The sequence below is a fragment of the Sulfitobacter sp. NFXS29 genome, from assembly GCF_040148765.1.
Taxonomy (GTDB): domain Bacteria; phylum Pseudomonadota; class Alphaproteobacteria; order Rhodobacterales; family Rhodobacteraceae; genus Sulfitobacter.
Genome location: NZ_JAGDED010000001.1, coordinates 410,872 through 430,993 on the forward strand (window position 1 = coordinate 410,872; position 20,122 = coordinate 430,993).

The following is a 20,122-nucleotide window of genomic DNA, read 5'->3' on the forward strand; positions in this document are numbered from 1 at the left end:
TCAGGCGCTGCGCTGTTTTTCGGTCTGAGCGACGATCGCGTCAAAGCCTGCCTGCGCCTCAAGGAAGTTACGTGTCAGCGGCGCGGTGAGTTCGGATTGGTCTGAGAAATAGGCCCCAACCCGGCAGATATGCGCCGCGAACTCGGGGTGTACGCCCGCGTCATCATAGCGCCGAATGCGGTCCTTGCTCAGCCAGCCACGTTTTTTGGCCTCCTTGCTGATCAGCTTAAGCCGCTGCACCGCATGGAAGGTCAGGTAGACCGAAAGGTAATCGAGGTAGTCGGGCAGGGTGATGCCGCAGGTGGGATCGAAGGCGTCGATCACCACGTCGACCATGGCCTGCGGGGCGACGGGCCACGCCTCATCCCCGATCAGCCAAGCGATGTCTTCGGCGCCATGGCGCAGCCCGGCATATTCAAAGTCGAACCAGCGCAATTTGTCGTCCCGGCCAATCGCGGCATTGCCCGAACGGCAGTCCCACTTCACGAATTGCCGCGCCGGGGCGTTGATACGTTCATAGGCGGCGGTGCGGTCGAACTGGTCTGAAATGCCGCCCCCGAGGTCCTTTAGAAAGTCCACCGCATCAACGAAGTTCAGCACCCAATCGCGGTTGTTGCCCAGATGCGGCATGATGGCGTTCAACTCGGTCTGGCGCGCGGCGCCATGGATGCGGAAAATGGCCGAGACGGCCTCTCCCGCCAGATCAAGCTGCACCGCTGGCGCGACCTGCGCGACCTCGACATTGAGGCGGCGTTTGCCGACATCGGATTGGAACATGATCTCACCCACCACGCCCAAACATTCAGGCAGGTCGCTGCAATGGCGGCCAAGTTCGGTCAGCACATGGGCTTCCAAATGGGTGCGGCGAAAGTTCGGGCGCAGGGTTGCGATGACGGTGCGATCGGTCAGATGCAGCCGGAAACTTGACCGGTTTTCACCACCGGGTGCCGATACCCGGGCTACGTCCTGACCAAAATGCTTGCGCGCCGCTGCGACGATTTGCGCCTGAGCGCTTTGTTCCTTGGGTCGTGCCATGGGGCCTCCGCTGGTGTTTCCGTCTGTCTAGGTCTTTCGACGGTCGAGGGTACGGCGCGTTTTGGGCAAAACAAAGGCAATTTGACCCTATGCGGCCGAAGTGATTCGCGGCCATTCGGTATGTTTGACCTATACCAAAGGACAATGCCTCTGCGGGGCGCGTTACTGTTTCGAGATTGTGTCGACATCTGGCCTCATTCATCGAAAAAATGGAAAGAATTTGCCGAAATAGAATTGCGCCTGTTAGTTTCGCAAGTCTGTGGGGGACGTGGCGCTGAAAAGCGGTCGCGACTGCAAAAGTATATGAGGGATTGGTGTCATGGGTTACAGATTCTCTAAAGGTTGGAACAGTAAAGACGATAGCTGGTCCACCGATGGTGCGGCGGGCAGCGGTTGCGACGCCAGCGGAACGAAGTCCTATCACAATGGCGGGGTAGAGGGGTCCTCCTTCGCGAAATGGTATGACGAAAACCTGGCCGGGAAGTTCGACGGGAGCGATGACGGCAAGGGTTCTGGTTCTGGCGGCACCAAGGGTTCCGGCTCTGGTGGTACGAAGGGTTCCGGCTCTGGCGGCACGAAGGGCTCCGGCTCTGGCGGCACAAAGGGTTCCGGCTCGGGCGGCACGAAGGGTTCCGGCTCTGGCGGCACGAAGGGTTCCGGTTCTGGCGGCACGAAGGGCTCCGGCTCTGGCGGCACGAAGGGTTCCGGCTCTGGCGGTACGAAGGGTTCCGGCTCTGGCGGCACGAAGGGTTCCGGTTCTGGCGGCACGAAGGGTTCCGGCTCTGGCGGCACGAAGGGTTCTGGCTCTGGTGGCACGAAGGGCTCCGGTTCTGGCGGTACGAAGGGTTCTGGCTCTGGCGGCACGAAAGGTTCCGGTTCTGGCGGCACGAAGGGCTCCGGCTCTGGCGGTACGAAGGGCTCCGGTTCGGGTGGTACGAAGGGTTCTGGCTCTGGCGGCACGAAGGGTTCCGGCTCTTGCGGCACCAAGGGTTCTGGGTCAGGTGGCACGCAAGGCACCGATACTGGTGGTGACGACAAGCCTACGCTGAACTTTTCGATGGGCGACCCAAAAGAGATCGATATCTCCGTTACCGAGACTGACACCGGGACGCTATTCTTCACGCTGTCGCAGGCCGATTTCGAAGGAAACCAAGCGGAGATCGATGAAGTCTACTTCAACCTGACGGATGGCAGCGGAGTAGAGACGCTTTATTTCTTCCCAACGGCCGGAAGTCGGGATGTGAGTGACATTCAGGCTGCGGACGATGGTGTGAACGGTGCCGGGGGCACCTTTGACGTAGGGTTAAAGTTCGACCCGGCGGCCGACGATCCGGATAATGGCGTCAAGTCGACGAACTTCACCCTTTCTTCAAACAGTGGTTCGCTGTCCTTCGAGGACATCGACTTGGCCGGTATGCGTGTCGTCGTCGATGTTGATGAAAGTGGAGAGGGTGATGTGTTGGGCGTCACCGGAGGTATTGATCCGCTGGATGCCGACCCCGACAGCGCCGACACCTCAGACCCCGCGACCGCTCTCATGGACGCGCTCAGCCTTACCTCCATGCCTTCGGAGGAAGACGAAGAGCCCGACCTCTGTGAGGACGACGCTTTCGACATGGCCTGATGGCCCGTCCCCAAAACATGAAAGGCGCGTCCCTCGGGGCGCGCCTTTTGTTTGTGCGGTCCCCCACTCTCAGCGCTTGCGAAACCAAAGCACGAAGGGCAGGGCGACCAGATACATGGTAATCCCATAGACCGCCGAGGGCAGGGCGTAGGCGCTGAACCCCGAGGCTTGGCCCGATATCAAAGCGGCGAGGGTGATGCCCAGCGTGGCGTTCTGAATGCCGACCTCAATCGAAATCGTCTTGCGCATCCGCCACGCCAGTCCTGCGGCCCCGGCGATGCCCAGCCCCAGCAGCATTAAAACAACGTTAAAGCTGATGAGCGCAGGCCCGAGGCTGGCAAGGTTCTCGGCAAAAAGGCTCCAGTTCCCGGCCAAAGCGGCCAGCACGATCAGCACAAAAAGCAGCGCGGCGAGGGCCGAGAGACCCGGCTCGATCCGCAGAGCCAAGGCAGGGGCGCCGTGGCGCAGCAGCAGCCCAAGCGCGACGGGCAGGGTGGTGATCAGAAACATCGCCATGGCCAGTGTTGCGACCGACACATCTGGGGCCGCATCGACCATGAAATGTCGCACGGCGATGGCGGTGAAGATCGGCACGGTCAGAATGCTCAGGAGCGAGACGACCGCCGTCAAAGTCACCGACAGCGCCACATCGCCCCGCGCGAATTTGCTGATCATGTTCGAGGTCACCCCGCCGGGGCAGAAGGAGAGGATCATCAGCCCCACCGCCAGCTCTCCGCTGAGGCCAAAGGCCGTGGCCACGGTCCAAGCGGCGGCGGGCACCAGCACCACTTGGCACAGCGCGCCCAACCCGAAAGCGCGCGGGTATTTTGCGACGCGGGTGAAGTCTTGGACCGTGAGGCCCACCCCCAGCGACAGCATGATGATCGCCAAAGACAGCGGCAGTACGACGTTGATTAGAATATCCATTTGTCCCCCCTAAAGCTGAAATCAGCCTAGGGGCGGCTAATGTGATCTGGCAAGCCTGACGCGCGCCGGGGGCGCGACGTCAGAGTGGCCAAAAGACAAGGATCGCGGGGATCGACACGGCAACAACGATGATCTCTAGCGGCAGCCCCATGCGCCAATAGTCGCCAAAGGAATAGCCGCCGGGGCCAAGGATCAGGGTGTTGTTCTTATGTCCAATCGGCGTGAGGAATGCCGAAGAGGCCGCCACCGCCACCGCCATCAGGAAGGGGTCGGGCGACACCCCGAGCGTCTGCGCCATCTGGATGCCCACCGGGGCGGCGACAATTGTCGTCGCCGTGTTGTTCAGCACATCCGACAGCGACATGGTCACCACCATAAGCACCGTCAGCACGACCCATGCGGGCAGCCCTTCGGTCAGCCCCACCAGCGCGCCCGCGATCAACTCGGTCCCGCCTGAAGTCTCGAGCGCCGCGCCGAGCGGGATCATGGAGCCCAAAAGCACGATCACCGGCCATTCGATATGGGTATAGAGCTCCGACAGCGGCACGATCTTGGCCAGCACATAGCCCACGACCACCAGCCCAAGCGCGATGGGCAGATAGATCAACCCAAAGGAGGCCGCCGCCACCGCAGCTGCGAACATGCCGATGGCAAGCCACGTCTTGCTGTCTTGGGTCACGGCAAGGCCACGGTCGGCCAAGGGCAGCACGCCCAGCCAGTCGGTGACATGGGCCACCGTATCGCGCGGCACCAGCAGCAAGAGGATGTCACCGGGCTTCAGCTCGGTCGTGCGGAGCTGCGAGGTGATCTTGCGGCCTTGCCGCGACAGACCCAGCAGCACCGTGCGCTGGCGCCACGAGAGGCCCACCGCCTGCGCCGTGCGACCGTTGAGGCGCGAGGCTTCGGTCACCACGACCTCGACAATCTCGACCCCTTCGCCATCGGCCAGCAGCAGGTCTTCACGGTCGCTGTCCGCCAGCGCGAGGTTCAGCGTGCTGCGAAATTCGTCCAGCGCGTCGGGCGTGGCTTCTAGCACGATCGCGTCCCCGGCCTGCAGCACCACGTTGCGCGCGGTGCCATAGCGCCTCTTGCCGTCCCGCATCAGCCCAAGGATTGCCACATCGGCTTGATGCGCTTCGTCCTGTAGCTCTGCCAAACGCTTGCCGATCTGTTTGTTGCCTTCGGGCACGGTCAGTTCTGCGATATATTCCGCGATATCCTCGGGCTCGATCATCGCGTCTTCGCGGGCAGGGATCAAACGCCAGCCGATCAGCGCCACAAAGATCAGCCCGGCAATGGCGGCCAAACCGCCCACCGGGGCAAAGTCGAACATCTTGAAGGGCGCGCCCAGCGATTCCTGCCGGATCGACGCGATGATGATATTGGGGGGTGTGCCGATCAGCGTTGCCATCCCGCCAAGGATGGTGGCAAAACTCAGCGGCATGAGGCTCAGCCCCGGCGCGCGGCCCGCTTTTCGGGCAGTCTGGATGTCCACAGGCATCAGCAAAGCCAAGGCCGCCACGTTGTTCATAAAGGCCGAGAGCACACCGCCCACAGCGCCCATGATAGAGATATGCGCCCCAAGCGAGCGCGAACTGTCCACCAATGTCCGGGTGATCAACATCACCGCGCCCGAGCGCACCAGCCCGGCGGAAACCACCAGCACCAGCGCCACGATCAGCGTCGCCGGATGGCCAAAGCCGTCAAAGGCGTTCTCGGTCGGGACCACGCCCAGCACCACCCCGGCCATCAGCGCCGCAAAGGCCACGATGTCATAACGAAAGCGGCCCCAGAGCAGCAGGCCAAAGACCGCGCCAAAGAGGGTAAAAAGAATAATCTGATCTGTGGTCATATATACGGTCTAACGTGGTTGCCTCATCGGCGGAAAGCTAAGCACAGGCCGGGTGGCTTGTTCCAGCGGTGATGCTGGCATATAGAGTGGCGCAAACGCATTGCCAGAACGAGGTATTCATGGCCGGTCACTCCAAATGGGCAAACATCCAGCATCGCAAGGGCCGTCAGGACAAGCTGCGCGCCAAGGTGTTTTCCAAACTTTCCAAGGAAATCACCATCGCGGCCAAGATGGGCGACCCCGACCCGGAAAAGAACCCGCGCCTGCGCATGGCCGTGAAAGAGGCCAAGGGTCAGTCCATGCCTAAGGACAACATCGAACGCGCCATCAAGAAGGCCGTGGGCGGTGAGGGCGAGGATTACGAAGAAATCCGCTATGAGGGCTATGGCCCCAACGGCGTTGCCGTGATCGTCGAGGCGATGACCGACAACCGCAACCGCACCGCTTCGACCGTGCGCTCGACCTTCACCAAGAACGGTGGCAATCTGGGCGAGACAGGCTCGGTCGGCTTTATGTTCGAGCGTAAGGGTGAGGTGATCTACCCCGCTGCCGTGGGCGACGCGGACACTGTGATGATGGCGGCGATTGAGGCCGGGGCTGAGGACGTAGAGAGTTCCGAAGACGGTCACGTCATCTATTGCGCCGACACCGATCTCAACGAAGTCTCGACAGCGCTTGAGGCGGAACTGGGCGAGTCGGAATCAACCAAGCTGATCTGGCGTCCGGTCACGACGACAGAGATGGATCTTGAGGCCATGGAAAAGCTGATGAAGCTGGTCGATGCGCTTGAGGAAGACGACGACGTGCAGCGCGTCACCACCAATTTCGAAGCCTCCGACGAGGTTATGGCGCAGCTTTAACGCACCCCTTGTACCAGCGCCTCGCGCGCCGCGGCCCGAATGGCAGCGGTGAGCGGGGCAAGCGCGGGCGCCATGATCCGCGCGACCTGCCAGTAGAGCGGCACATCCAATGGCAGTGCGTCGTCGAGCGAGACGAGACGGCCCATCTCCATATCCTTCGCCACCAGAGGGGCAGGGTTCATGCCCCAGCCCAAGCCTTCGCGCGCCGCCGCCACGAAGCCGTGGCTTGAGGGCAGGTGGTGGCTGGGCGGGGTCAGCCGCTGCCCGGTTTTCTGCATCAGCCAGCGCCCCTGCAGTTGATCCTTGCGGTTAAAGGTCAGCATCGGCGCTTGGCTCAGTGTCTCGGTGGTGACGCCTTGGGCAAACCATTTCTTCATATAGGCGGGGCTGGCGGTGGGGTGGTAGCGCAGCGCGCCCAAGGGCCGCACATCACAGCCCGGGGCGGCACGGGCTTGTCCGGTCACAGCCGCGTTGACCTCTCCACGCCGCAGCCAATCGGCGGAGGTGTCTTGATCGTCGATCACCAGATCAAACAGCATCTCCGGTATCTGCGCCAAGGCCGGGATGAGCCATGTCGCCAGAACATCCGCAGGCAACGCCAGCCGCAACCGGGGCGGGGAAGTGTTGCCGCTGACACCCAATGCCTGCGCTTCGAGCAGGGCCACGTCTTCGGCGTGTTTTGCAAGCCGCTGGCCCGTAGGCGTGCCTGTACAGGGCTGGCCGCGCAAAACCAGCGTGGTGCCGACCCGATCCTCCAGCGCCTTTAACCGCTGCGAAATGGCGGAGGGGGTAACCCCGAGCGCTGCCGCCGCCGCGTCAAAACTGCCAAGTCGCAGGATGCTCGCCAAAGCGGTCAGTTGGGCGCTGTCTAGCTGCATAAGTTTTTCTAATCCAAGCAAAGACTATTGAATTTGAGTAATCTGTACCGCCGCGGTAGGCAAAAGCAACCCAAGACAGGACGCCCCAATGCTGACCTCATTCCTCCCCGGCTTCGCTCTCAGCCTCACTCTCATCATGGCCATCGGCGCTCAGAACGCCTTTGTCCTGCGCCAAGGGCTGCGGCGCGAGCATGTGCTGGTGGTGGTTTTGGTCTGCGCCACCTCGGACGCGATCTTGATCACTGCTGGTGTGGCTGGTTTTGGCGCGCTGGCCGAAGCGGCACCGTGGTTTGGCCCATTGATGCGCTACGGCGGCGCGGCTTTTTTGCTGTGGTACGGCTGGCGCAATGCCGTGTCGGCATGGCGCGGCGGTGAGGGGTTGGAGGCCGAAGGGCAGGCCACCCGCAGCTTGGGCAAGGCAGTCCTGACCCTGCTGGCTCTGACCTGGCTGAACCCGCATGTCTATCTCGACACATTGGTGCTGCTTGGCTCGATCTCGGCGCAATATCCCGACCGCCTGAGCTTTGGCATCGGCGCAGCGCTGGCGAGTTTCGTGTTCTTCTTTGCCCTTGGTTATGGCGCGCGGCTACTTGCGCCGCTCTTTGCCAAGCCGCGCAGTTGGCAGGTTTTAGATGCACTGATCGCCTTGACCATGTGGGCAATTGCGCTCAAATTGCTTGCGATGTGAATAAAAGTGCCGCGGCCATCTTGCCCTTACCTGCGCTTTGGGAAAGGGTCGCGGCATGACACAAAACCCGGCCACAACCCCCGACATCCCCGTTCCCGCCAATCGCCCGCTTGTCGGGGTCTTTTGGATGCTGGTGACGGGGGCGTGTTTCATCGGCGTGACTGCGCTGGTCAAATACATGGGGCCGCGCCTGCCCTCGGCAGAGGCGGCATTCCTGCGCTACGCCATGGGGCTGGTCTTTGTCCTGCCGATCCTGCGGTCGCTTTTGTCGACCCCCGTTAGCAGGCGGCAGTGGGGGCTGTTCGGTCTGCGCGGGTTCTTCCACGCGGGCGGCGTGATCTTGTGGTTCTATGCCATGACCCGCCTGCCGATTGCCGAGGTCACGGCGATGAACTATCTCGCGCCGATCTATGTCACCGTGGGTGCTGCGATTTTTCTGGGCGAAAAGCTCGCGGCGCGGCGTATTGTGGCCGTTTGTCTGGGGCTGGCAGGGGCGGCGATTATCCTGCGGCCCGGCTTTCGCGAAGTTTCAACCGGGCATCTGGCGATGCTGCTGGCAGCGGTGGTGTTTGCGGGGTCCTACCTCTTGGCCAAAGTGCTGGCGGATGAAGCGCGGCCTGTGATGATCGTCACCATGCTGTCGATCTTCGTCACCATCGGGCTGGCGCCCTTCGCCTTCACCGTTTGGATCACGCCCACCGCGCAGGAGTTGCTGATCCTCGCCGGCGTCGCCTTTTTCGCCACAGCGGGGCATTTCACCATGACGCTGGCATTCGCCGCCGCTCCAGTGACGGTGACGCAGCCGGTGACATTCCTGCAATTGGTCTGGGCCACAATCCTTGGTGTGGTGGTCTTTGCCGAGCCGGTGGACATCTGGGTGGTGCTGGGCGGCGCGGTGATCTTGGGCTCGGTCACCTTTATCACATGGCGTGAGGCGATGCTGAAACGGCAGGTCACGCCGCCCTCTCACGCCACGAAATTCTGACGGAGACCGCGGCCTTCGGGAACTTGATTGACGCGTCAATAAAAAATCCCCTATCCTGAGGTGGTCGTCACTGCCCCAAGGACCCGAATCCAATGCCCAAAGTCGGAATGGAACCCATTCGCCGCTCTGCGCTGGTCAAAGCCACCATCGCCGAGATTGGCGAAGCTCAGTCGCTTGATGTGACGGTGAGCCAGATTGCCAAGCGGGCGGGCATGTCGAGCGCGCTGGCGCATCACTATTTCGGCGGCAAGAATCAGATATTCCTCGCCGCGATGCGTCATATCCTGTCGGAATATGCCGCTGGGGTGCGCGAACGGCTGGCCACGGCCCGCACACCACATGACCGGGCGGCGGCGATCATTGTGGCGAGTTTCGACGACACCGGCTTTCACCCCGGCACGATCAGCGCGTGGATGACGCTTTATGCCCATGCCCGCACCAATCCCGAAACGCGGCGTCTGCTGACGGCTTACCAAAGCCGACTGCGCTCCAACCTCACCCATGCGCTGCGGCCGATCAGCCCCCAACCCGAGGGCGACGCCGACACATTGGCGGCGCTGATTGATGGGCTCTATCTGCGCGCCGCGCTGTCGGACGATGTCAGCGCTGCCGAAGCCATGACCCGCGCGCTCTATACCCTCGACTTGCTGCTGAAAGCGGGCCGCTGAACACTGCGGAGAAGGGCGGCATTGCCGCACTCCGCCTCTTCGAACACTCTGCGCCTCAGGCAAGAAAGTATCTTTGATGTCCTATGATCCCCAACCCACAGCCAGCCATTTCATCGACGGCGCCTATGTCGAAGACACGGAGGGCACGCCAATCCCGGTGATCTATCCCGCCACGGGCGAGACGATCGCCACGCTCTATGCCGCCACGCCTGCGATCGTTGAACAAGCCATCACCTCGGCTCGCAAGGCGCAGGCCGCATGGGCTGCGATGACAGGCACCGAGCGGGGCCGCATCCTGCGCCGCGCCGCCGACATGATCCGCGAACGCAACCACGACCTGTCGGTGCTGGAGACCTATGACACCGGCAAACCCTATCAGGAGACCTCGGTCGCCGATGCCACCAGCGGGGCCGACGCGCTGGAGTATTTCGGCGGTCTGGCGGGCAGCCTGACGGGCGAGCATATTCAATTGGGCGAAGATTGGGTCTATACCCGCCGCGAGGCGCTTGGCCTGTGCGTGGGCATCGGCGCGTGGAACTACCCCACGCAGATCGCCTGCTGGAAAGCCGCGCCCGCGCTTGCCTGCGGCAATGCGATGATCTTCAAACCGTCCGAGACAACACCGCTTTGTGCGCTGAAAGTGGCTGAGATACTCATTGAGGCCGGGCTGCCCGCGGGCCTGTTCAACGTGGTGCAGGGCATGGGCGAGGTGGGTCAATCGCTGGTCACCGACAGCCGCGTCGACAAGGTGTCGCTGACCGGATCCGTCCCAACGGGCCGCAAGGTCTATGCCGCCGCCGCCGAGGGCATCAAACATGTCACGATGGAGTTGGGCGGCAAATCCCCCATGATCGTCTTTGAGGATGCCGATATCGACAATGCCGTGAGCGGCGCGATCTTGGGCAACTTCTATAGCTCCGGCCAGATTTGTTCGAACGGCACGCGGGTCTTTGTGCACCGCGATATCAAGGAGGCGTTTATTGCGCGGCTGTCTGAGCGGTTGGAAAATGCCGTGATCGGTGACCCGATGGACCCTAACACCAGCTTTGGCCCCATGGTCAGCGAACGGCAGATGCAGATCGCACTGGACTATGTGGCGAAGGGTGAGGCCGAGGGCGCGCGGCTGGTCTATGGCGGCAAACGGATTGAGCGCGACGGTTTCTACATGCAGCCCACCGTTTTCGCGGATGTCAAAGACGATATGGTAATCGCCCGCGAAGAGATTTTCGGCCCCGTCATGGCGGTGCTCGATTTTGAGGATGAGGCTGAGGTTATGGCCCGTGCCAATGCCACGGAATTCGGCCTCGCCGCCGGTGTCTTTACCCAAAACCTGACCCGCGCACATCGCGTGGCCGCCGGGTTTGAGGCGGGCACCTGCTACATCAACACCTATAACGATGCGCCGGTCGAAGCACCCTTCGGGGGCATGAAGAACTCCGGCGTGGGCCGCGAAAACTCTAAGGCCGCGATCAACCATTATAGCCAGTTGAAGTCGGTCTACGTCCGCATGGGCGATGTCGAAGCGCCGTTCTAAGCAACGGAAAATTAGGCCGCAGCGCATAAAGCCGACAACGTCGGGCGCTGCCCCGCACCCGTGCGGATTTGCGGAAGGTAAGTGGAATGGAAGCTGAATTTGTAATCGTCGGGGCGGGGTCTGCGGGCTGCGCCATGGCCTACCGTCTGGCCGAGGCGGGCCGCAAGGTGATCGTCATTGAACATGGCGGCAGCGACGCGGGGCCGTTCATTCAGATGCCCGCGGCGCTTAGCTATCCGATGAACATGCCGCGCTATGACTGGGGCTATAAATCCGAACCCGAGCCGCATCTGAACGGGCGCGAGCTGGTCTGCCCGCGTGGCAAGGTGATCGGCGGGTCGTCCTCGATCAATGGGATGGTCTATGTGCGCGGCCATGCCAAGGATTTCGACCATTGGGAGGAAAGCGGCGCGCAGGGCTGGGGCTATGCTGACGTGCTGCCCTATTACAAACGCATGGAGACCTGGCACGAGAATGGCCATGGCGGGGATGCGGCATGGCGCGGCAAGGACGGGCCTTTGCATGTCAGCCGTGGGCCGCGCGCGAACCCTTTGTTCGACGCTTTCGTACAGGCGGGCTCGCAGGCCGGTTACCAGATGACCGAAGATTACAACGGCGAGAAACAAGAGGGCTTTGGCCCGATGGAGCAGACCGTCTGGAACGGGCGCCGCTGGTCGGCGGCCAATGCCTACCTGCGGCCCGCACAGAAAACCGGGAATGTGACGCTGATCCGCGCGCTGGCGCAGCGCGTGGTGATCGAAGAGGGCCGCGCCGTAGGGGTCGAGGTCAAGCGCGGCAACCGCACAGAGATCATCCGTGCACAGCGCGAAGTGGTGCTGGCCGCGTCATCGATCAACTCGCCGAAACTGCTGATGCTGTCGGGGATCGGCCCGGCGGGCCATCTGGCGCAGCACGGCATCAATGTCGTCGCAGACCGCCCCGGCGTAGGGCAGAACCTACAAGACCATCTGGAGCTTTATATTCAGATGGCCTCCAGCCAGCCGATCACGCTCTATAAACATTGGAACTTGCTGTCGAAGGCTGTCATCGGCGCGCAGTGGCTCTTTACCAAGACCGGTATGGGCGCCTCTAATCAGTTCGAATCCGCGGCCTTCATCCGCTCGAAGCCCGGCGTGGAATACCCTGATATTCAATACCATTTTCTGCCCATCGCTGTGCGTTACGACGGGCAGGCGGCAGCGGAGGGGCACGGGTTTCAAGCTCATACAGGGCCAATGCGCTCTAAGTCGCGGGGCGACATCACCCTGCGGTCAGCCGACCCGGCAGATGCGCCGAAAATCCGCTTTAACTACATGTCGCATCCCGACGATTGGGAGGAGTTCCGCACCTGTATCCGCCTCACGCGTGAGATTTTCGCGCAGGAGGCTTTCAAGCCTTTCGTCAAACATGAGATCCAACCCGGCGACGCGCTGCAATCGGATGCGGAGCTAGACAGTTTCATCGCCGAACATGCGGAAAGCGCCTATCATCCCTGTGGCACCTGCCGCATGGGCGCGGCGGACGATCCGAACGCCGTGGTCGACCCACAGGCGCGGGTGATTGGGGTTGAAGGGCTGCGGGTGGCCGATAGTTCGATCTTTCCACGCATCACCAATGGCAACCTTAACGCGCCCTCGATCATGGTGGGGGAAAAGGTATCGGACCTGCTTTTGGGCCGCGATCCGCTGCCTCGGGCGAATGACGAACCTTGGCTGCATCCCAATTGGCAGGTGGCGCAGCGCTGATCATTAACCTGTCTTAATCTCCTCCCTTGAAGCTGGCGGGGCAGGGCGTCATACCTGCCCCATGTTAAAGATTTGTTCACTTTTCGCCCTCAGTCTCACGCTGAGTTTCGCAGCGGTATCGGCTGGGGCGCAGACCGTGTCGGGTCTGGTGCGCGTGATTGATGGGGATACTTTCGATCTTGGCGGCACGCGCATCCGCCTGCACGGTATCGACGCGCTTGAGGCAAGCCAGACCTGCGAAACCGATGGCGGGCAGGCTTGGGCCTGCGGCGATTGGACAACGAGAGAGGTGCGCGACAGATACCAAGGGGCCGAAGCGCGCTGTGAAGCGCTGGACCGCGACCGATATGATCGCATCGTCGCCCGCTGCCATGTCGGCGGTGTCGACGTGGGGCAGGCGCTTGTGCAAGAAGGGCTGGCCTTTGCCTATCGCAAATATTCGATGGACTATGATCTGGAGGAAAAAGCAGCCTTTGTCGCAGGGCGTGGCATTCATGGGTTTAAGACCGTCTCTCCGGCTCGCTACCGCGTGACCCGCCGTAGCGGTTCAGAACCGGCCCGGCCTGAGGGGAGCTGCCAGATCAAGGGCAATATCAGCGCCAAAGGGACCAAGATTTACCATATGCCGGGGCAGGATTTCTATAGCCGCACCCGCATCAGTACCCGCAAGGGAGAGCGTTGGTTCTGTTCCGAAGCAGAAGCCCGCGGTGCTGGCTGGCGGCGGGCGCGGCGCTGATCACTCCACCCGGTAGGGCAGCGTATCGCGCAGATGCTGGTCGACGACCAACTTTCGTTCCAGCGGCGGGACGGAGCGTTGGTGGCAATCCCGTCGCTCACAGATGCGGCAGGAAATGCCAATTGGTTCAAAGGCATCGCTGCGGGTGACATCCATCCCATCGGCATAGACGAGTGCCGCCGCATGGCGCACTTCGCACCCCAGTGAGATCGCATAACGCCGCACCGGCGCGCCAAACCGCCCCGCCGGTTTCGAGATGTCCCGCGCCAGACTGATATAGCGCACCCCGTCCGGCGTTTCGGCCAATTGGCGCAAGAATCTTCCCGGCGTTTCAAACGCGCGGTGGACATTCCAAAGCGGACAGGCCCCGCCAAAACGCGCGAATTGCAACCGGGTGGCTGAATGGCGCTTGGTGATCGTGCCCGCCTGATCGACCCGCACGAAGAAGAAGGGCACCCCCTTTGCGCCGGGCCGCTGGAGCGTCGAAAGCCTGTGCGCCACCTGCTCAATCGAGGCGCCGAAATGCCCAGCCAGCACCTCCAGATCATGGCGGCAGTCCTGCGCCTTTTGCAGGAAACGCCCATAAGGCAGCAGCGCCGCCCCGGCAAAATAATTGGCCAACCCGATCTTGGCGATATCCCGGGCGGCGGCGCTGTGGAACCGGGCAAGATCAAGTGTCGCTTCTAGCAACGCGTCCTGTTGGGTCAGCGCCACCTGGAGCAACATTTGAAAGGTCTGTGTCTCAGGGGCTGCGCGGGCCGACAGATGCAGCGTTTTGCGGGCGGGATCATAGGCGCGCAGGCGGTCGTCATCCTCAAAGATCACGGTCACGCCAGCGCGTTCAAGCGCGGTTGCCGCGGTCGCCCGCGTATCGTTACCGGTGCCCTCGCGGGTGGCGAAATGCTCTGCCGCGCGGTCGACCGCATCAATGTAATTATCGCAATAGTGAAAGAAATCCCGCACCTCCTCCCAAGGGGAGGGCATCGCCCGAGCGTCCTCGCGGCCCAAGGCTTCGTCCAGCGAGGCCAACCGTTCATGCACCTGCCGGTAGCTTTGGTGCAGGGCGAGAAAGGCATGAGCCAGCTCCGGCGCGTTAGAGGCGGTGAGGCGCAGATCGGCCACCGGGGGTGTCTTTCCGGCGAAGATCGGATCGGCCAACGCCTCGCGCAGATCGCTCACCAATCGCTCTCCATCACCGCTGGAAAGCTCGGTCACGTCGAGCCTGAACTCCGACGCCAGCGCCAGCACCACATTGGTGCTGACGGGCCGGTTGTTGTTTTCCATTTGGTTGAGATAGGGCAAAGAGACGCCAAGCCGGGCGGCGAAGTCTTTCTGCGTCAGCCCCGCGCGGGTGCGGGTCTCTCGCAGTTTCACACCGGCATAGAGTTTCTGGATCGCCATCCGCGCACCTTTGCAAATTTGCATTTCACGGCAGCGTAGCTTTGCAAACCTCCGCTCGCAAGCCCGAGGGAGGCGGAAGTTAAAGCCCCAGAGCTTTCTCGCGCCGGATCACCACCCAGATGGAGGCGACCGAGGCGATGGCGGTCAGCAGCATCAACCACAATAGCGGATAGGCCCCGGTCTCTGGCGTGAGCAGGGCCCCAGCCAGCGCGCTCAGCGCCGCGCCACCGACGATCATGATCGCCCCGCCAAGCCCAGAGGCCGTGCCCGCCAGATGCGGGCGCACCGACAGCATCCCGGCCGTGGCGTTGGGAATGCACAGGCCATTGCCCAGCCCCACCAGCGTCATCAGCCCGAAAAAGCTGAGCGGGGAACCGTATCCCGCAAGGAATATCAGCAACGACACCGTGCCCCCCACGGCATTTGAGATGCAGCCCCAGAGCACCAGCGTATTGACGCCAAAGCGGGTCGCGGTGCGCGCGGTGATGAAGTTGCCGATGAAATAACCGATCGCAGGCGCGCCGAAATAAAGGCCCAGCACCGCAGGCTCCATCCCGAAAACCACGGTGCCCACAAAGGGCGCGCCGCCGAGATAGGCAAAGAAAGCGCCCGAGCAGAAACCTGTCGCAAGCGCATAGCCCCAAAACCGCGGCGAGCGGAGCAGTTCAGGGTATTCGCCGAACTGCTGGCCCAGCGATTTGCCACTGGCACGGGCGGTTTCGCCCAAATCCGCCCAAGCCACCCAGAACACCAGCCCGCCGAGGATCAGCATCGCCCAAAAGGAGGCCTGCCAGCCAAATCCCTGCTCCAACAAGCCGCCCAAGGCCGGGCTGATCATCGGCACCAGCGCCATGCCCATGGTGACATAACCGATCATGGAGGCCGATTCGTCTTGGGTATAGAGGTCGCGGATCACCGCACGGCTCAGCACCATGCCCGTGGCAATGACGGCCTGCGCCATCCGAAAGACGAGGAACACGGCGATGTTCGGGGCAAGCAAGCAGCCGACCGTGGCGGCAAGGAACAGGCCCAGCCCCCAAAGCATCACCCTCCGCCGCCCGAGGTTGTCGGATATCGGCCCAATGAAAATCTGCAGTATGCCGCTGAAGAACAGGTAAAGCGGCACTGAAAGCTGAATCACCGCGTAATCCGTGCCAAAATGCTCTGCCATCTTCGGCAGACTGGGGAGAAAGATGTTCATCACCATGGCCGAAAGCCCGGCCAGCAGGATCAGCGTTGAAATATGGGGCGGGGTCGTCCGATCTAGATACCGGACTTTGGGGATATCGCTCATGCAAATGCAAGTAGCCGGGGGCATGGGAAATGTCCATGTTAACTAGATTGTTTTGCAGCTTTGCGATTTGCTTGGATGTTCCTGTATTGAATTTGCAAATTTGCAAGATTGCCCTTTGGTCAGTTGCGCTCCTCCGATAGACTGGCCGAAATCACAATAGGGGTGCGTCATGAAAGACATTCTCGAACAACTGGAGCGGCGCCGCGAAGATGCGCGTTTGGGCGGCGGTCAGGCACGGATCGATGCGCAGCACGGTCGCGGCAAGCTCACCGCGCGGGAGCGTGTCGATCTACTGCTCGACGAAGGCTCGTTCGAAGAATTTGACATGTTCGTCGCCCACCGCTGCACCGATTTCGGCATGCAGGATCAAAAGCCCGCAGGCGATGGCGTGGTCACCGGCTGGGGCACGATCAACGGCCGCCTCGTCTATGTCTTCAGTCAGGACTTCACCGTCTTCGGCGGTTCCCTTTCGGAAACCCACGCCCAGAAAATCTGCAAGATTATGGACATGGCGGTGCAGAACGGCGCGCCCGTGATCGGCATTAACGATTCCGGCGGCGCACGTATCCAAGAAGGCGTGGCAAGCCTCGCGGGCTATGCCGAGGTTTTCCAGCGCAACATCGAAGCCTCCGGCGTGATCCCGCAGATCAGCGTCATCATGGGCCCCTGCGCGGGCGGCGCGGTCTATTCGCCAGCGATGACCGACTTCATCTTCATGGTCAAAGACAGTTCTTACATGTTCGTCACCGGCCCCGACGTGGTGAAAACCGTCACCAACGAAGTCGTCACCGCCGAGGAATTGGGTGGCGCTTCGACCCACACGCGCAAATCCTCGGTCGCCGATGCGGCGTTCGAAAATGACGTAGAGGCGCTGGCCGAAGTGCGCCGCCTCGTCGATCTGCTGCCCGCCAACAACCGCGAGAAACCCCCGGTCCGCCCCTTCTTCGACGATCCCAACCGGATCGAGCCCTCGCTCGACACGCTGGTGCCGTCGAACGCAAACACCCCCTACGACATGAAGGAACTGATCCTCAAACTGGCGGATGAGGGCGACTTTTACGAAATCCAGGAGGAATTCGCCAAGAACATCATCACCGGTTTTATCCGCCTTGAGGGCCGCACCGTCGGCGTGGTCGCCAACCAGCCGATGGTGCTGGCGGGCTGCCTCGACATCGACAGCTCGCGTAAAGCGGCCCGTTTCGTGCGGTTCTGCGATGCTTTCGAAATCCCGATCCTGACCCTCGTGGATGTGCCCGGCTTCCTGCCCGGCACCGGTCAGGAATTCGGCGGCGTCATCAAACACGGCGCGAAACTGCTTTTCGCCTACGGCGAGGCGACCGTGCCGATGGTCACCGTGATCACGCGCAAAGCCTATGGCGGCGCCTATGACGTGATGGCCTCCAAACACCTTCGTTCGGATTTCAACTACGCATGGCCCACCGCCGAAGTCGCCGTAATGGGGGCCAAAGGCGCGACAGAGATCATCCACCGCAAGGATCTGAACGATCCCGAAAAGATCGCCAAACACACGAAGGATTACGAAGACCGTTTCGCCAATCCCTTCGTCGCCGCCGAGCGCGGTTTCATCGACGAGGTGATCCAGCCCCGCAGCACCCGCAAACGGGTCGCCCGCGCCTTCGCGTCACTACGCAACAAAAAAGTGCAGACCCCGTGGAAGAAACACGACAACATTCCGCTCTGAGCACCATCATGCAGCTTCATCCTTTCTTAAATACCGATCCCACCGAGGCCGTGCGCGGAACCCTCGGCGGACTGGGCGGTTTTCCTTGCAAAGGAGGACCGGATCATGCCGAATTCATCAATCAAGGACGAAGAAACCTACAAGTCCCTGCGCGAGGATGGGGCGAGCAAGGAGAAAGCCGCCCGCATCGCCAATGCGCAGGCCAACGACAGTCAGCATCCCGGCAAGAAGGGGGGCAAGCAGCCGCCCTACGAGGATTGGACCAAAGACGACCTCTACGACCGGGCGCAGGAGCTCGGGATCGAGGGGCGCTCGGGCATGGACAAGGACGCGCTGATCGAGGCTTTGCGCAATCACTAGGCGCTCTGCTGCGCCGAGCTTGCCTGCCAGCTTTGCTGGCGGGGGGGCTCGCGTCTCCGGCGCGGGCGATTGACGTTCCCTCGGGGCAAGTTATTGACTTGCAAGAGGTTCTTGTCGAGGAATTGGGCGGTGAGACTTGGCTTCGCTTTCGGTTCATTGCGCCGCAGATCGCCAAAGGGCCGGAGGCCATCGCCTATGACCTCGCCGCTCCAGACATGGAGCATCTCTGCGCGGTGGTCGCCCTCCCTTACATGACCGAACATGCGCTTGCGGGGCAGGTGATCGTCGTCTCCCTTGCTGACCGCCCGGTGGAATTCGGCGCGGCCGACCCCGAGGCGACCCAATATTTCGAAGCTTTCCGTGCCCAGGATGACGCTTGCATCTGGGAGGGTTTGTGATGCGCAGGCAAGATCTTGCAAGAATCCGCCGATCCTCCAATTGGAATGATGCTTTGGAGTCACAACGCGACCGATTGCGCTTGCAACCGTATCCATTGCTATGTGAATCGCATATGATGCGGTCAAGGAATACCCACGTATCCCTTACCTCAGAACCCGGGCTTGGCCGGCATGTTGTCGTGTCAGGTTCATTTAACATTAATAGGAGATATACATGTCCAAGAGCATCAAGTTGCTGGCAGCTATCGGTTTCGTCGCAGCTGTTTCGGCCTGCGCACAGCAAGAAGAAGAGTTCGTCGTGGTTGAGCCCGAGCCCATCTCGGTTGAGCCCGTCTACACCGGCAAGTACAAATAATGCCGTTGCAGGGCAGGCGTTTGCGCCTGCCCTGATCCCAGCCACCCCTGCAACCGGGAGGGGTGTCTGATGCCCGCCTATATGCTAAAACATCGCGGGTTCCCCGGGCGACTGCCCGGCACCGATTTCCAATTCACAATTCGCCGTCCGAACCCCAAGGGGGTCACGCCCATCACGCGGCGTGAGCGTCGCCCGGACCGCCGCGCGCCGGACCGTCGCGCCGATGCCGCCTTTGTCAAAGCCCTCTGGGAAGCCTTTGGCGAGCATCCTTTCGAGCGTGGCAATCTGGATGCGGGCCGTCTGTCGTGGCTCTTTGGCCGCGAGGTGCTGCCGGCCACCGATCCCTTTGATCCCGCCGATTACGAAGCTTTGCTCGTGCTCGATGTGGCCGCAGCCCGTGCCGCCTTCCCCGAAGCTTTCGAGGGTTGATCGGCATGATGTCGCCCCGCCGTTACGCAGATCAGCACAGCCTTGCCGAAGCCCGGCCGCCGCAAAGGGCGTGCTTGGCGCTGGCGCAGGCTTGGGGCAGGTTTTGCGTGGCTGGCGGCGCGTCTTTTGCTCTTCGTGCCGTCGGACATGAAGACCATACCCCTTCCTCTATCGGGCAGCCGCTGCGCCACCGCGCCGCGCTGCCCGACTTTTCGGCGGGGTGGTTTTCGCGCCACAGGGCAACGGGCCGGAAAACTGACCGGGAACTTGTCAAACGGCAGGGCGTTGGTCGGACAGTAGATAGCAGTGAAGGAACAGGCACATGTCAATTCGTAACATCATTCTCGCGCTTGGCGCGACAGCCGGTCTTGCCGCATGCGGTGACAACATCGGCGAACAGGGTCTGGGCGGCGCAGCCGTCGGCGCAGGTGCGGCAGCCGTCACAGGTGGGTCGCTGGCGCAGGGCGCAGCCATCGGCGCCGCAGCCAACGTCGGTTATTGCCAGCTCAACCCCGGCAAATGTAACTAATCTCGCCCCATTAACCGCTTTGCCTGCCATTGGCGCGGGCAGGGCGGTTTCCCCCTCCATCTTTATCTCTACAGGCACCCGCGCAGCTTTGGCTGACGCGGCTTTTTGCGTGGCCTGTTACC

General features: G+C 61.9%; 20 protein-coding genes. 14 read left to right on the forward strand and 6 right to left on the reverse strand.

Going from position 1 to position 20,122, the window contains the following annotated elements:
- Entirely contained in the window at positions 1–1,035 is a 1,035-nt protein-coding gene (locus J3456_RS02090) for a hypothetical protein (RefSeq protein ID WP_349578685.1), read from the reverse strand.
- Positions 1,036–1,354: 319 nt separating this feature from the next.
- Between J3456_RS02090 and J3456_RS02095 the strand changes: the two genes are divergently transcribed.
- On the forward strand, positions 1,355–2,659 hold the full coding sequence (locus J3456_RS02095; RefSeq protein WP_349578686.1) for a hypothetical protein: 1,305 nt from the start codon (positions 1,355–1,357) through the stop codon (positions 2,657–2,659).
- 69 nt (positions 2,660–2,728) lie between these two features.
- Here J3456_RS02095 and J3456_RS02100 read toward each other — a convergent pair whose 3' ends face one another.
- Both J3456_RS02100 and J3456_RS02105 read right to left on the reverse strand, forming a co-directional pair.
- The gene (locus J3456_RS02100; protein ID WP_349578687.1) at positions 2,729–3,586 is read right to left on the reverse strand and encodes a bile acid:sodium symporter family protein; all 858 of its coding nucleotides are present in this window, start codon (positions 3,584–3,586) and stop codon (positions 2,729–2,731) included.
- Between the two features lie 79 nt (positions 3,587–3,665).
- Complete coding sequence (locus J3456_RS02105) at positions 3,666–5,438, reverse strand: SLC13 family permease (RefSeq protein WP_349578688.1); 1,773 nt, start codon at positions 5,436–5,438, stop codon at positions 3,666–3,668.
- Positions 5,439–5,557: 119 nt separating this feature from the next.
- Here J3456_RS02105 and J3456_RS02110 point away from each other — a divergent pair, with 119 nt between their 5' ends.
- On the forward strand, positions 5,558–6,298 hold the full coding sequence (locus J3456_RS02110) for a YebC/PmpR family DNA-binding transcriptional regulator (protein ID WP_349578689.1): 741 nt from the start codon (positions 5,558–5,560) through the stop codon (positions 6,296–6,298).
- Here the strand turns inward: J3456_RS02110 and J3456_RS02115 are convergent.
- Positions 6,295–7,176 carry a LysR family transcriptional regulator ArgP gene (locus J3456_RS02115; protein ID WP_349578690.1) on the reverse strand — a complete coding sequence of 294 codons (882 nt, stop codon included), beginning with the start codon at positions 7,174–7,176 and terminating at the stop codon, positions 6,295–6,297. The two genes, J3456_RS02110 and J3456_RS02115, sit on opposite strands and share 4 nt — an antisense overlap.
- A gap of 88 nt (positions 7,177–7,264) precedes the next feature.
- On the opposite strand from J3456_RS02115, the gene J3456_RS02120 reads away from it, so the two are divergent.
- From J3456_RS02120 to J3456_RS02145, 6 genes are all read left to right on the forward strand, one after another.
- The gene (locus J3456_RS02120) at positions 7,265–7,864 is read left to right on the forward strand and encodes a LysE/ArgO family amino acid transporter (RefSeq protein WP_349578691.1); all 600 of its coding nucleotides are present in this window, start codon (positions 7,265–7,267) and stop codon (positions 7,862–7,864) included.
- A gap of 55 nt (positions 7,865–7,919) precedes the next feature.
- Positions 7,920–8,849: a DMT family transporter gene (locus J3456_RS02125; protein WP_349578692.1), complete on the forward strand. Its 930-nt coding sequence runs from the start codon at positions 7,920–7,922 to the stop codon at positions 8,847–8,849.
- Positions 8,850–8,941: 92 nt separating this feature from the next.
- Positions 8,942–9,517, forward strand: coding sequence for a choline-binding transcriptional repressor BetI (gene betI / locus J3456_RS02130; RefSeq protein WP_120351550.1), 576 nt, complete (start codon positions 8,942–8,944; stop codon positions 9,515–9,517).
- A gap of 76 nt (positions 9,518–9,593) precedes the next feature.
- Entirely contained in the window at positions 9,594–11,051 is a 1,458-nt protein-coding gene (gene betB, locus J3456_RS02135) for a betaine-aldehyde dehydrogenase (RefSeq protein ID WP_349578693.1), read from the forward strand.
- An 86-nt stretch (positions 11,052–11,137) separates the two neighbouring features.
- Positions 11,138–12,796, forward strand: a complete 1,659-nt coding sequence (betA, locus tag J3456_RS02140) for a choline dehydrogenase (RefSeq protein ID WP_349578694.1) — start codon at positions 11,138–11,140, stop codon at positions 12,794–12,796.
- 61 nt (positions 12,797–12,857) lie between these two features.
- Positions 12,858–13,532 carry a thermonuclease family protein gene (locus J3456_RS02145; RefSeq protein ID WP_349578696.1) on the forward strand — a complete coding sequence of 225 codons (675 nt, stop codon included), beginning with the start codon at positions 12,858–12,860 and terminating at the stop codon, positions 13,530–13,532.
- Here the strand turns inward: J3456_RS02145 and J3456_RS02150 are convergent, their stop codons facing one another.
- Together J3456_RS02150 and J3456_RS02155 are read right to left on the reverse strand one after the other, a co-directional pair.
- Complete coding sequence (locus tag J3456_RS02150) at positions 13,533–14,933, reverse strand: helix-turn-helix domain-containing protein (protein ID WP_349578697.1); 1,401 nt, start codon at positions 14,931–14,933, stop codon at positions 13,533–13,535.
- Between the two features lie 79 nt (positions 14,934–15,012).
- The gene (locus J3456_RS02155) at positions 15,013–16,227 is read right to left on the reverse strand and encodes a multidrug effflux MFS transporter (protein WP_067935149.1); all 1,215 of its coding nucleotides are present in this window, start codon (positions 16,225–16,227) and stop codon (positions 15,013–15,015) included.
- Positions 16,228–16,396: 169 nt separating this feature from the next.
- On the opposite strand from J3456_RS02155, the gene J3456_RS02160 reads away from it, so the two are divergent.
- From J3456_RS02160 to J3456_RS02185, 6 genes are all read left to right on the forward strand, one after another.
- Positions 16,397–17,929, forward strand: a complete 1,533-nt coding sequence (locus J3456_RS02160) for an acyl-CoA carboxylase subunit beta (protein WP_349578698.1) — start codon at positions 16,397–16,399, stop codon at positions 17,927–17,929.
- A gap of 105 nt (positions 17,930–18,034) precedes the next feature.
- Complete coding sequence (locus J3456_RS02165; protein ID WP_349578699.1) at positions 18,035–18,289, forward strand: DUF7218 family protein; 255 nt, start codon at positions 18,035–18,037, stop codon at positions 18,287–18,289.
- A 32-nt stretch (positions 18,290–18,321) separates the two neighbouring features.
- The gene (locus J3456_RS02170; RefSeq protein ID WP_120351543.1) at positions 18,322–18,687 is read left to right on the forward strand and encodes a DUF6497 family protein; all 366 of its coding nucleotides are present in this window, start codon (positions 18,322–18,324) and stop codon (positions 18,685–18,687) included.
- A 214-nt stretch (positions 18,688–18,901) separates the two neighbouring features.
- Positions 18,902–19,042 carry a hypothetical protein gene (locus J3456_RS02175; RefSeq protein ID WP_162931863.1) on the forward strand — a complete coding sequence of 47 codons (141 nt, stop codon included), beginning with the start codon at positions 18,902–18,904 and terminating at the stop codon, positions 19,040–19,042.
- A gap of 81 nt (positions 19,043–19,123) precedes the next feature.
- Positions 19,124–19,471 (forward strand): hypothetical protein, encoded by a 348-nt coding sequence (locus J3456_RS02180; protein WP_067941107.1) that lies wholly within the window; start codon positions 19,124–19,126, stop codon positions 19,469–19,471.
- A 322-nt stretch (positions 19,472–19,793) separates the two neighbouring features.
- The gene (locus tag J3456_RS02185) at positions 19,794–20,000 is read left to right on the forward strand and encodes a hypothetical protein (RefSeq protein WP_067261646.1); all 207 of its coding nucleotides are present in this window, start codon (positions 19,794–19,796) and stop codon (positions 19,998–20,000) included.
- The last annotated feature ends 122 nt before the right edge of the window (positions 20,001–20,122 follow it).

Bases quoted from the DNA above. Each gene is read 5' to 3' on its own strand.
- J3456_RS02160 (WP_349578698.1), top strand. From the start codon at position 16,397: ATGAAAGACATTCTCGAACAACTGGAGCGGCGCCGCGAAGATGCGCGT.
- J3456_RS02120 (WP_349578691.1), top strand. From the start codon at position 7,265: ATGCTGACCTCATTCCTCCCCGGCTTCGCTCTCAGCCTCACTCTCATC.
- betA (WP_349578694.1), top strand. From the start codon at position 11,138: ATGGAAGCTGAATTTGTAATCGTCGGGGCGGGGTCTGCGGGCTGCGCC.
- J3456_RS02125 (WP_349578692.1), top strand. From the start codon at position 7,920: ATGACACAAAACCCGGCCACAACCCCCGACATCCCCGTTCCCGCCAAT.
- J3456_RS02155 (WP_067935149.1), bottom strand. From the start codon at position 16,227: ATGAGCGATATCCCCAAAGTCCGGTATCTAGATCGGACGACCCCGCCC.
- betI (WP_120351550.1), top strand. From the start codon at position 8,942: ATGCCCAAAGTCGGAATGGAACCCATTCGCCGCTCTGCGCTGGTCAAA.
- betB (WP_349578693.1), top strand. From the start codon at position 9,594: ATGTCCTATGATCCCCAACCCACAGCCAGCCATTTCATCGACGGCGCC.
- J3456_RS02090 (WP_349578685.1), bottom strand. From the start codon at position 1,035: ATGGCACGACCCAAGGAACAAAGCGCTCAGGCGCAAATCGTCGCAGCG.
- J3456_RS02175 (WP_162931863.1), top strand. From the start codon at position 18,902: ATGTCCAAGAGCATCAAGTTGCTGGCAGCTATCGGTTTCGTCGCAGCT.
- J3456_RS02100 (WP_349578687.1), bottom strand. From the start codon at position 3,586: ATGGATATTCTAATCAACGTCGTACTGCCGCTGTCTTTGGCGATCATC.
- J3456_RS02110 (WP_349578689.1), top strand. From the start codon at position 5,558: ATGGCCGGTCACTCCAAATGGGCAAACATCCAGCATCGCAAGGGCCGT.
- J3456_RS02165 (WP_349578699.1), top strand. From the start codon at position 18,035: ATGCCGAATTCATCAATCAAGGACGAAGAAACCTACAAGTCCCTGCGC.
- J3456_RS02145 (WP_349578696.1), top strand. From the start codon at position 12,858: ATGTTAAAGATTTGTTCACTTTTCGCCCTCAGTCTCACGCTGAGTTTC.
- J3456_RS02115 (WP_349578690.1), bottom strand. From the start codon at position 7,176: ATGCAGCTAGACAGCGCCCAACTGACCGCTTTGGCGAGCATCCTGCGA.
- J3456_RS02185 (WP_067261646.1), top strand. From the start codon at position 19,794: ATGTCAATTCGTAACATCATTCTCGCGCTTGGCGCGACAGCCGGTCTT.
- J3456_RS02180 (WP_067941107.1), top strand. From the start codon at position 19,124: ATGCTAAAACATCGCGGGTTCCCCGGGCGACTGCCCGGCACCGATTTC.
- J3456_RS02150 (WP_349578697.1), bottom strand. From the start codon at position 14,933: ATGGCGATCCAGAAACTCTATGCCGGTGTGAAACTGCGAGAGACCCGC.
- J3456_RS02105 (WP_349578688.1), bottom strand. From the start codon at position 5,438: ATGACCACAGATCAGATTATTCTTTTTACCCTCTTTGGCGCGGTCTTT.
- J3456_RS02095 (WP_349578686.1), top strand. From the start codon at position 1,355: ATGGGTTACAGATTCTCTAAAGGTTGGAACAGTAAAGACGATAGCTGG.